The following is a 12,134-nucleotide window of genomic DNA, read 5'->3' as shown; positions in this document are numbered from 1 at the left end:
TATCCCGGTATTTTTCGCTCTTTGTTTATTGAGGATTTGAGGCGTATTTCGAGCAGATCCGACCCTGTATTTGAACTGTTTTCTACCGCGGCACCTGCCTAACCTGAAGGGCCTGTTTACAGCTTTTGACGGTTAGAACATGACGATTTCATCAAGGATTGATCAAAGACGCCACACCACCAAAACCCACAACGAAGGCATTCACGACGCCTGGATCGCTCAGGCCCTGCCCGCCTGGATCACCGGTATTTCCTCCGCCAACGCTCGCGCCTTGAAGGCAGCCCATCGCGACTTCGCCCCGTTCAAAGCGCTTGCTCGCCCGGCCCATCATCGGCTGAAAACGGCGATGTCCAAGCACTGGTCAACCCAGAACACCGTGGACGCCATGCTTGGGCATCTGACCGATGTCTATGGTTTCGCCGAGCCCCTGTTGAAAAAAGCACTGAACGAGCATTACGGCGACATCGATGTCAGGAACACCTACCTGCGACTCTATGCCGCCACCGACAAGCCGTGGTGGGTGCACGATTTCAAGGGTGGCACGAAAGCCCGGACGATCTCGCTGCTTGATGCTGCCCTGCACAATTTCTCCAAAGACGAAAAATTTTCGGACTTCGCTTTTCTTGGCCCGCCGGATCCTCGTGGACAAATGCAAACGCTGCACTTCAACCACAGGGTCACGGGAAAGCGCCTCACCGCCGATGTATTCAAGAGCCTCTGCCGAACCCTGGACATCGGTGCGCGCTATCAGCAAACACTGCGTCAAGACCTCGGGTTCACCATCCCCTCAATCGCCAATGACGTGCGCACGGCGGTCATCGCCAGCCAAAAGGCTGCGCTGAAAGCAGCAGCGCATCTGGCACTGCTGAAACAACACATTAGTGCGGATGGCCATGAACTCATCCTCGATCTGGCCCATGGCAAAAAAGGCTTGAGGCTGGACGGCAAGGAAGTGGGCTACTACAACCTGGCGATGATGGAAACGGTGCTTGCGGGCATCCTGTTGATCACCACCGATCCGACCCCAGGCAAGCCTGCCCGACTGATCGCTTACGTCCCTCATGACCACGAACACCCGCTCAAGGAATACCCGTCACCGGCCGAATTCATGGCCGAACTGACTCGCCAGCTACGTGAAGAAAACCCCGCCAGCGAACAGCTGTCGGGCGCCAGCGGTTATCAGCAGTTTTTCAGTCAGTTTGTGCCGCACAAGGAGCGAGGTAATTTCTTCGCTGGTCTCAATCAACGCCTGAGCACCGTGAAATGGCAGCAGCGGGATCGTCAGTCTGGCGGTCCCGTCTGGAAGGACACACCGGTGGACAATCCCAACCTGAGTTTCAGCGTCCAGGCGATCCGCGATGACGATCAAAACCGCTCATCCGACCCGGCCAACGACGACCTTTGGCAGTATCTGTTCCGGGTCAGGCTCAACAAGATCGTCAACGATGCCCGCGACCTCGCTATCTCTACCCAGGATGCCGACCGCATGGCCCGTTGGGCCTGGTGGGACAACCTGGAGAAGATGCTCTCGGACATTTTCAATGTCGCGCTGTTCGTGGTCACGCCGTTCGTGCCGGTGCTCGGCGAGTTGATGCTGGCGTACACCGCTTATCAACTGACCGACGAGGTGTTCGAAGGCATTGTGGATTGGGCTGAAGACCAGACAACCGAAGCAGCCGGCTATGTGCTGGGCTTTGTCGAAAACCTGGTTCAGGTGGGCATATTTGGAAGCGTCGCTGAACTCGGCAAACCCCTCCCGTTGCCTTTCATCGAGGCGATGAAACCGGTGGAGTTGCCCGACGGCAGTCAACGCCTGTGGCATCCCGATCTGAAGCCCTACCGCCAACAGAATTTGTCTCTGCCCGATGACGCGACACCTGACGCCTGGGGACTTCACCGACATCAGGGCAAAGTCTTTCTGCCCCATGAGGACGATCACCTCCTTGAGGTCGAACACGAACCGTCTGGGCGGATCAGAGTGGTCCATCCGCTGCGGCCGGACGCTTATCGCCCGCAGGTGAAACACAATCGCTTCGGCGCCTTCGTGCATGAGGGCGAACAACCCAGAACCTGGAGTGAACGCCAACTGATGCGCCGGCTCGGGCATTCGGTCGAGCGGTTTTCCGACGGCGAACTGGAACAGATCAGGGCCATCAGCGGCACCGACCACGATGCCTTGCGCCGGATGTATGTCGAGTCTGAAGCGCCACCGCCGCTGCTGTCCGATACGCTAAAACGCTTCGAGGCGTATGAAGCTGTCGCGCTGCTGGAACAGCAGATTCGCAGCAGCCAACCGTTGACGCCCGCCCCTGATTCGGCCCCGTTCGACATGAACAGCATGGTCAAACAGACTTACCGCGACCGGGAAAAAACCCGTGACCCGCAAGTGAGACTGCTCAGAGAGACGTTCCCCGAACTCCCGTCCAGCATCAGCCAGAAGCTGCTGGCCAACGCCACCGGCGCGGAACGCCTGGCGATGCTCAGCGAAAAACGCCTTCCATTACGCATCAAAAATCAGGCCCGTGAATTGAATTTCGAAACGCGGGCTGCCCGGGCGACCGAAAGCCTCTACGGGCGTTCGGCGTTGACGCCGGACACCGAGCGTCTGGTGGTGAATGCCTTAAGGCTGCACAGCGACGTGTTCGCCGATCTGCGCATCGACATTCGCGACGGCTCACCGCACGGCGTTTTGCGCTGTAGCGTCGGCCCGGAAATGGCCACCCGCGTTCGCACGCTGGTCAGTAAAACCGGCGAGCAGAACAGGTACGAGGTGTTCGACGAGGAGAACAACCGGCTTCACGGGGCCAGCAGCCTCTATGAATCGTTGCTGCGCGCCATGCCGGAGAATCAGCGCAACGCATTGGGTTTCCAGTTCGGCCAGGGCAAGGCGTTCAAGCAGTGGATCAAGCAAATCCTCGCCAGCCCCGAACCCCGCCGAACCGCCCTCGCTGAAGTCCCCGTACGCGCGGTGCGGGACAGAACGACCACCTTGCTGCTGCAGGGTGGAGGTTTGAGCAAGGGCGATTCCGTTTCACTGAATCGTCGGGTTCGCGACCTCTATCCTACCTTTAGCGCCGAGGAGGCCAGGGCGTTTGTCGAGCGCTTGAAAGTGCTGGACGACCCCGTCCCCGCCCTCACGAGGCTTGAAGATCAACTCCATGACCTGCGCGTCATCCTTAATCAATGGCGTTATCAGCAACCCGACACCTGGGGCCCGGATACCCAGGGTTTCCGCAACGGCGGCGGGCAACACATTACCGAACGACTCATCGAGTGCTTTGAACGCAGAACCCGAATCTTCGATGAGCGCAGCACACAGCCTGACGGCGGTTACAGGCTGGACCTGTCAAGTGAGCTGAGCAGCATTAATCTTGAAACCTGGTGGCAGCGCAAACCCGATCTCAGGCGGTTCCTGGATAACGTGACGGTCTTGAATCTGGACAACACGCGCTTTTCCACCCAACCGACCGGGCTGTTGAAAGACTTCCCGCACCTTGTCGAGTTAAGCGCGCGGCGGTGCGAATTGACCGAACTCCCTCTTGGTGCGGGAAGGATGCACGTGCTTTCTACCTTGCGCCTGAGCGATAACCAGATACGGCTGACACCTCAAAGTGTCGAGCAACTGAGCCGCCTGACTTATCTGGAAACCCTCAGGCTGGATCGCAACCCGCTGGGCCAACTACCGGACGTCGCTCGCATGCCCGGACTGACAACCCTCAGCTTGCGCGACACCGGAATCAACACCTGGCCCCAAGGCACGTTTGCCAAACCTCGACCTCGCGGCTTTTTCCTGGACCTGCAGGACAACCCGATCGACCTCATTCCAGACGTGATTCCCGGTTCGAAGGACGCCCTTATCGTGGCCCGTACCCGTCTCGATGCAAATACGCTGAGCGATGTGAACAGGTTCGCCTACGAAGAACTCAGGACCTCCGTGGGGCTCAGCCCTCGACATGCCTATCCAGCCGCTACCGACAACGATCTGGTCTTTTGGCCAGTCACTGATGACAGCGAATGGTGGTCCCCTTCTCCCGGCCTTGGCCGATACCGAAGAGAGGCCTGGAGCGATCTGGTCGATGAGCCTGACTCGGCGGGGTTCTTCACCGTGATCCGCGGCCTCACCCAATCGGGGGATTATCAACAGGGAGGCGAATTTCGAACCGAACTGGCCAAGCGGGTTTGGCGAATGATCGATGCCGCGGACATGGATGCCGAGTTGCGAATGAAGCTCTTCACCATGGCCAACGCACCCACCAATTGCGCCGACGCCGGGGCTCAGCTGTTCAACAACATGGGACTGGAAGTCCTGGCCTCGGAGGCCTGGTCGTTCAGCACCTCGCCGCAGATGCTCGAACGTGAATTGGTGACCCTGGCGAGGGGCGCGGCGCGTTTGAATCATGTCAACGAAATTGCCCGCGCAGACATGCAGGAACGGATGGCCAGCGGCCTCACACCGGATGAAGTCGAGGTCTATCTTGCCTACCAGACCGGGCTGGCCCAACGCCTCGAATTACCCTGGCAGTCAAAGACCATGCTGTACCGTCCGGTTGCCGGTGTGAGCGAAAGCATGATCGACAACGCCTACGGGGCGGTGCTGGCTCTGGAACACGGTGACGGGCTGGTGAACCAGATGCTGGAACAAGGTTTTTGGATCGACTACTTGCGCGCGACCCATCCGCGCAGGTTTGAGGACAACGCCAGGCTGTACTACCAAACCAAAGCTGCGTTGCTAGAGGACTTGCGACAAACGCAGAACAATTGGGCTCATTCCCGGCACCATACGGATGAGTACAGAAACCAGCTTGGGGAAAAACTCAAAGACCTTGCCAGGCAACTGTCAGTGCCGGAGACAATCGTGCTCACCGGTGAGGAAATGGCCGATCAGGTCTATGAGCGACTGCTCAACGACCTCTTCGACAACGAAAAGGAACTGGCCCGGCGCCTGACTCGAATGGCGCTGAGAATGGCTGGCCACCCATAGACCCAACCTCGCCGGGATCACCGGTGCCCTGCACCTGAAGACAGCCTTCAGGTGCAGCGGCCGTCTTCACACCTCGGAATCCCAGATCACGACGATGCTCCCCGAATAGTTGGCCGCTACGCCGGGTTGCAGCATGTAATCCATGTATTCGGGCGCGACTTCAAAGTGCAGTATGCCGGGCCGGTTATTCACATAATTCACCGCCTGGTACTTTTGATGTTCCTCCTGGCCCACACGTATCAGACGACGCCGCTTGACCGGTACGCCGGCGAGGTCAGTCAAACCATCGGGCAGGCTGACGCTGAGTTGCACCAGCACGGCGCGTTGTGAAACGGGGTCGCGAATCATACAGTCGTACAGGCCGGGAATTTCGCAGCCGATTTGCATCTTGAACCGTGATGACGCCGAGATATGGAAGACCTGGTCGCGGAACAGGCGCACTGGTTTGCGTCCGTGTTGCAGCCAGTTTTGCCACCCGCCGTCCGGTTCCAGCATGACTTTGTTACCGCCCGGTGGGATATCGACCTTGAGCGTATGTTCAACATCGAGCGTGAAATTCAATGTCAGGGTGGAGTCGTTGGGGTACATGACATCGCCCATGTCGAAGTCCATTCCGGGGCCGACGTTGTAGGTCAAATTACCGGTGTACTGACCGGCGGACATTTGCAGCGGATCAGGTGTACGCATCTCATAACCGATCTGCATCCGGTCATAGAAAAGGCTCGAAATAGGGTAGTTGGCCCTTGCTGCGCACACGCTTGAATTGGAAGTCATCCAGAAAAAAGTTCTTTGGTGCGGTTCGGTATACATGCCGCCCGTGGCCTGGCAAGGCTTTGGCGGGTACCAGGTCCAGTCGCCCCACAGACGGGTATGCCAGCCTTGCACGTTGGTAGGTTCACCTTCGCCGACCAGGTTTTGTGCCGTATCGGGAAGAATGTAGCGCCCGCCGATCGAGACAATGCGCACCTCGACTTGTGAAGTTTCGGAGCTGTCGACCTTCCTGACAGTGAATCGTCGCCAATCTCCGGGCACCGCAAACATCGCCCCTCGGCGGCTATTCGCATGCCCGGCCACGATCGGAGCGACGGATCGGAATTCAATCGGGACCAGCAACGAGAACAGGCCTTTTTCCTTGCAGAAATCCGGCTGAAGCTCGCAATGCCCGGATACCGGTGTGTCGTTGGTGAATTTGTTTTCATGGGGCTTGGACGGATCGGGTCTGAACGAAGCGCTGATGTCCATGGTCGCAGCGGTTGCCGATTCAACGGTTAATGCACCCAACAACAGCCACCCTGCGTGGGTTTTACATGCCTTTGCTAAATTCATCTTCGATCATGACTCCCTGTCATGCGATGGATGTTGATGCCATTCCTATGGCGATGTTTTTATCCCGATGCTCAAGGCGCCGCCGCACTGAACACCAGCAGCACGTTGCCGTAGAAGTTGCCCGGTTTGTAACCACCGGAGGGGACTGTTGGTTCAATGTCCAGCCGCACCCGACTGCCTGTCATGGCTTCCTGTGCCGAGACCACTTGCCGGGGCTGCGCGTCGTGACTCAACTCCTGACCGTTGAAGCTGACCCGCAAGTAAATATTCTCGGCATCCTTGCCGTTGGATAGATACGGCTCACTCTCCAGCCGCGCTTCAATCGCGCTGGTGTCATGCTTGACATCGAAATACTTGCGCAAGCCGCCCAGGGTCGAGGTGTGGGGATTCCACGGCAAAATCTGCTCGCGATGAATCCAGTCCGTTTGCGCCGGTATCACGTAAAAATCCAGGGTGGGGATATTCACCGAAATCTCGAACTCATGTTCTTCCCGCGCCGCGTAAACCTGGGAACTCATCAGCGTCGCAGCACCCAATGACGCCGCGATAGCCCATTGCTTGATCATGTCTGGTACCTGTTCATCAAAGAAAAACGCAGCAACACGGATCGGGGCTACCGGCTGGCGATGCGCACGGGCTTTTTGGCCTGGCCTTCAATCAGTTGGAAGCGGTACTCACGACCGGTTTTTTTCTCGAACTGGAAACTCTTTCCCGCCAGGATGTGGTGCTTGGTCGTCGGTTCGCACTCTGTCTCGACCTTTAACGAGCAGTTCTTGAACTCATCGACCACCACCACCGTGTTGCCGTTGTTGCGAATGCTGTAAGTGCCAGGGCTGTCATCGATCACGCTGTCGAAACGCGTGTTCTTGGGCCGCACGAAGAACACCGTGCCGAACCCGGCCATGACGTTGACCCCTGCCGACAGGTTCTTTTTGTAGTCGTCGCGCTCCTCCTGGGAGATGGCGAACTCGTCTTCCTTTTCCAGCACCACCGGCACGAAACGCACCCGGAAATACCGTTCGGTGTCACGCTCGCCCATGTACAACAGACGCGAGCCCTGCATGCCATTGGCCGGCACGATCAACCGCGCGGGGCTGGCCATCAACCCGTCGCGGGCACTGGCGTCAGCCTGGCTCTTGACCGGCACTTCACGGGGCGTGCCATCGGCGTCATAGATGATTTCCAGAATGTTGACCTTGACGAAAGCGGTGCTGTCGCCGCCGTTGAACACCCGTTTCAGGTAGGTACTTTTATCGCCATCCAGATAGTCGTAAACCGTCCCGACATTGATGTTGGGACCCGCCTGAATCGCCAGGGAAAACCCGCCCAGACTTAACAATGCAAACAGACGCTTCATAACCTTGAACCTCATGACATTGAATACAACGCTGGCCCGACCGTTCGATGCGCAGCCCATCAGACTTCCGAATCCCAGATCACCGTGACAGACCCGGAATAGGTGGCCGCACGACCGGCTTGCAGCATTGAGTTCACGTAAGTGGAATCGATTTCGAAGTGCAGCACGCCGGGGGTCCGATCGACATAGAAGGCAGGCTGAAATTGTTGGGCCATATGCGAGCCAGGATAAAAACGCTTGCGCTTGACCGGTTCTCCAGCAAGGTCCGTCAAACCATCGGGCAAGCTGATAGACATCTTCACCGCCGCGGTCCTCCCCGAGAGATAGTCGGCAATCATGCAATCCGTCGTCCCGGTCATGAAGCAGCTCAATTCCATCTTGAACCGCGACGACGCGGAGATATTGAAGGTCTGGTCACGGAACAGCCGCACCGGTTTGCGCCCGTTTTGCAGCCAGCTTTGCCAGCCGCCTTCCGGCACCAATTCGACTTTGTTGCCGCCGGGCGGAATATCGACTTTGAGGGTGTGTTGAACATCCAGAGTAAAATTCAGGGTCAACATGGGATCATCAGGCTGCATGACATCGCCCATGTCGAAATCCTGACCTGGGCCGACGCTGAAGGTGATTGAACCGGTGTATTGACCGCTCTGCATGTTCAACGGATTAGGGGTTATCAGCTGGTAACCAAACACGAAGTACAGGTAGCGAAAGGACAATGGAATTTCGATGAGGGCCTGTTTGGCGCATACGCCCGCGCCCTGGGGGACTTTCCAGAAGCTGTTGTAACCATTACTCCCGGCGGTTGCCCAACCGACACCCTGGCAAGGGGACGGCGCATAAATCCATCCGCCTCCCTGCCACAGCGTGTCCCAACCGCGCAACCCATCCTGCCCCGTCAACTCGGAGATCGGCACCGGTATTGCCGATTCGTGACCGATGCCAGCAATCCGAATCTTGACGATCTGGGTCTCCCCAGACGAATGAGTGACCTGCACATCCCTCCACTCCGAGGGTACTTGGGCCATTCCCCCCTGGCGTGGATCCGCATGGTTGGCGCGGATCGGTGCATTGGCCGCAAAGGCAATCGGCGCGATCAGACTGAACAGGCCTTCCGGCTCACATGCTTGAGGGACTTGGGTGCAGAAACCTTGAGACGGCGTTTCATTCTTGAATTCATTCCTCTGCGGGGCGGCCGAATCCGGGGCGAAGGACGCATTGATGTTCAACACCGCCGCACCCGCCGGTAACGAACACAACCCATACAGGATCATCAGCGATGCCCCACTACGCAGTTTTTTCCCAAACCTGTTGAAGAAACTCATGTCGATCATCCCGCCTTCTCAATCATGTGTGTTGCATCGGCCAACGTATCCGGACTGCAGCGCAGATCACCGATCATCAGCACGTTGTTTTCACTGCGGTACTTGCCTGCATCGAGGCGGAACTGGCACAGCAATTGATCGGCGTAACGCACTTCCAGGGTCGGCGAGCCGGCGTTCATTTCCATGGAGAAGAACCCGTCGACTTCACTCACCCCGCGGCTGGCGTGATTGATCACGTGGTGCCCCTTGAGCGGTCGACCTAGCGGGTCGAGCAGGCGACCGAGCACGGTCAGGGTTCGCATCACGCGCACCTTGCGATATTCCACGCCGCCCTTGTTCAGGTGATACCGTGTGCGCGCCGGTTCGATGGTCGCCGCAGGCACATGGTTGCCTTCGAAATCGAAGCTCACCGAGCTGTTCTTGTAGGCGGTGATCGGGATGAAATTTCGCCCCGGTCGCAAGGCCGCGCTGCCGCCACTCAAGTCGTCAGCGCGCAAGGCGATGTCGTCGATGTCGGACTCGACGTCGACGATCATCCCGGCGCCCCGGCCCAGGTGCTGGCTGGTCATCACCATCTTCTGCGCGCCGATGGCGACCGTGCTGTCCAGGTTCAGGCCACCGGTGAAGTTGCCGTTGTAGGACGAACGCTGGATAAACCCGTCGCCCCGCATCGAATCGGTGCGAAAGTTCGCCAGGCTCGACACGCCGACGCCATAGGTATCGGTGAGCGCCGTCACCGAGACGCTCTGCAACACGTGGTCTTGCAAGTCTTTGCGGTAACCCAGCGAGGCGTTGTTGTCACGGCTGCCATCGCGTGCCGTGCGCGAACCGATGCTGCCGGATATTTGTTGCCCCGGTGCGCCGAGTGCGACGTTGACGCTCAGGTCGACCCCGCGATTGCGCGCATCGCCGCTGCTGTAGCTACCGGGACGATCGAACAGCGACAGGCGCCAATTGGCATCGCTGCCAAACAGCTCACCGCGTTGCGTCCAGCCCAGGTCCACACCAACGCCTTCGACGTTACCTTCGCTGTGGGAGACCCGCGCGTTGATCGAGCTTTTACGGCTGATACGGTGATTCAGTGCCAGCGATGAATTGCTGGTCTGCCCGGTGAACACATTGCGTTGGCGCACACGGGTGCCGTCGGGGAGTGTGTCGTAGGTGTAAGTGGTATCGAGCCAGCTGCGGTTGTGGCTGACCACCACGCTGCCAGAGCCATAGTTGTAGAGGCCTTGCAGATCGACCCCGGTGCCGTGGTCTTCGGTCTGATACACATTCGCGTAAACGCTGAGGCTGTTGGCCAGGGTCCAGTCGATGGAACTGCCGTATTGCAGTTTTTCGCGCACCTGGCGCAACGACAGCCCGAGAATGGCCCTGGGGTGCAGCAGGTAATTGATCGACGCGCCGGCCGTTGAGTCGCCGCTGGCCTGTTGATCCCAGTTGCTGAACAGTTTGCGTTCCTGCCCGGCAAACAGGTTGTAGCGCCAGCGGTCATCGAGATTGCGCCAGTTGTTCGGCTTGTACACCAGCTCCTGGGTCGTGGAGGTGATTTGGCCATCCTCGATCAGGCGTACTTCCACTTCGTAAATACCACCGGGCAACGGCCGGGTGTCGAGGGTCTGCAAGCCGGCCGGCACCGATTGGGTATTTATCAACAGACCGTCGCGGAATATCTCCACTGAGGCCTGGCGGTTGGCAGTGACGTAGATCGGATAGACACTCGGTTTCGGGCTGTCGATCGCCAGGCTGTCAGAGCTGCCGAACATCACGCCCACGGCGGTATCGGGGCTGGTGCCGAAGGTGCGCGGCTGACGGGTCAGGCCTTCGGAATTGGGGGTGAAGAAACCCAGGCGAAAAAAGCTGCCTTGCAATTCGCGCTGAGTGTGGAGTTCGTGTATCGCGTGATAGAGCTTGTCATCCGAACCACCGAGACGGGCCAGCTGCATGTTGAATGTCTGGGTCCAATTGCCCAGGCTGCCACTGGCCTCCAGGCCAAAGCGACCGCCCAGATCCTGTTCCTGCCCACCGTTGAGGTTGAGTTGATTGCGCACCATCAGGCCACTGCTGCCGCCCTCGGGCTGGTCGTAGTAGCGCTTGGCTTCGGTGTCGCGCTCGGCGTTTTCAGTACCGATGGACACCAATGAATTTTGCAGGTTGTAGTGAATGGCCTGCATTTGTTCCGGACACGCACCCGCGCAGGCACCAAGCGCCACGCCCGACTTCAAGTAAGTTGCCCAGGTGTCACGCTCGACGGCACCAATGTTACTTTCACTGGTGTCGGTGAATTCAAGTAAGGTAATACGGTCATCGCGAGACAATATAATCATCGCCTCGCCCAGTGGCTGTTGATCAAGTTCGACTCGAACCGCCAACGGAACATCAAAGAAGTGTTCCTCGAAGTCCGCCGGCAAACCCTTAGCCTGAGACAACAAACTTTTCGGTGTATTAGCAACAACCGTGGGCGTTGCAAATGCACTACTACAAAGCAGCAACGCAAGCGCAGCCGCGATGGGCGTCATCGGGAACATGAACACGTACTCTAATTACCAATAGATTAAAGCCCGGCCGGCAAATAACATATTTACCGACCGGTTGCGTTACTTGGACAAGTAAGCGTTTCAGGGTCTTGCTTGACGCTTAGAGTGCAACAGGCGGAACGGCGTCATGAATCATAGTGACGTCGCCGGTGTAGTCACCCGCAGGATGGTTGATGCCGACCGCGCTGATGTTGAGTACCGCGCGAAAGTTCGCATCGGACTCTTGTTCACCGACGACCAGCTGCGGTGTAGTGGTGAGCGTAACGTCATTGAACGTAACGTTGAGAGGAATCGTGTTGGCCCCGCCGTAGAGCATTGGCGTGGCTACCAGGCTGGTGTGAACCGACCCGTTATTGTTGCGCACATCAAAATGGCCGACCAAAGGTGTCAGGGTATTGGAGCCTGTGCGTGGGCTCATGTCCTGATCCTTGTTGACCAGGTCCGGATCGACAGGCGTCACGTAGAAACCGTTTTCCGGAACGGTGGCGACCAGACTGATGGAATGTTGCGCTTCCCCGGCAGCAAAAACCATGGAGGAACTCAGTGCCAGAATGGCCAGTGGAGCAGTCATCGCGATTTTCTTGAACATCATTTAATACCTGTCTTCTTAT

At 58.0% G+C, this 12,134-nt stretch carries 7 protein-coding genes; 1 reads left to right on the top strand and 6 read right to left on the bottom strand.

Features of this window, described 5'->3' with window-relative positions; translation table 11 throughout:
- Positions 1-139 precede the first annotated feature (139 nt).
- Positions 140-4,981: an NEL-type E3 ubiquitin ligase domain-containing protein gene (locus ACA055_RS05305; protein WP_497682678.1), complete on the top strand. Its 4,842-nt coding sequence runs from the start codon at positions 140-142 to the stop codon at positions 4,979-4,981.
- Positions 4,982-5,047: 66 nt separating this feature from the next.
- Here ACA055_RS05305 and ACA055_RS05300 read toward each other — a convergent pair whose 3' ends face one another.
- The 6 genes from ACA055_RS05300 to ACA055_RS05275 all read right to left on the bottom strand — a co-directional run bounded on the left by ACA055_RS05300 (position 5,048) and on the right by ACA055_RS05275 (position 12,115).
- Positions 5,048-6,307: a hypothetical protein gene (locus ACA055_RS05300; RefSeq protein ID WP_497682677.1), complete on the bottom strand. Its 1,260-nt coding sequence runs from the start codon at positions 6,305-6,307 to the stop codon at positions 5,048-5,050.
- A gap of 71 nt (positions 6,308-6,378) precedes the next feature.
- Positions 6,379-6,873 (bottom strand): CS1 type fimbrial major subunit, encoded by a 495-nt coding sequence (locus ACA055_RS05295; RefSeq protein ID WP_497682676.1) that lies wholly within the window; start codon positions 6,871-6,873, stop codon positions 6,379-6,381.
- 47 nt (positions 6,874-6,920) lie between these two features.
- A complete protein-coding gene (locus tag ACA055_RS05290) occupies positions 6,921-7,664 on the bottom strand; it encodes a molecular chaperone (RefSeq protein WP_497682675.1) in 744 nt (247 codons plus the stop codon).
- 59 nt (positions 7,665-7,723) lie between these two features.
- Positions 7,724-8,986, bottom strand: coding sequence for a hypothetical protein (locus tag ACA055_RS05285; RefSeq protein WP_497682674.1), 1,263 nt, complete (start codon positions 8,984-8,986; stop codon positions 7,724-7,726).
- A 5-nt stretch (positions 8,987-8,991) separates the two neighbouring features.
- Positions 8,992-11,514 (bottom strand): TcfC E-set like domain-containing protein, encoded by a 2,523-nt coding sequence (locus tag ACA055_RS05280; protein ID WP_497682673.1) that lies wholly within the window; start codon positions 11,512-11,514, stop codon positions 8,992-8,994.
- Between the two features lie 109 nt (positions 11,515-11,623).
- Positions 11,624-12,115, bottom strand: a complete 492-nt coding sequence (locus ACA055_RS05275) for a CS1 type fimbrial major subunit (protein WP_497682672.1) — start codon at positions 12,113-12,115, stop codon at positions 11,624-11,626.
- Positions 12,116-12,134 lie beyond the last annotated feature (19 nt).

The sequence above is a fragment of the Pseudomonas sp. LBUM1657 genome (assembly GCF_059716075.1).
Note: the sequence above shows the minus strand (reverse complement) of the source record. Positions and strands in the feature narration are given on the sequence as shown.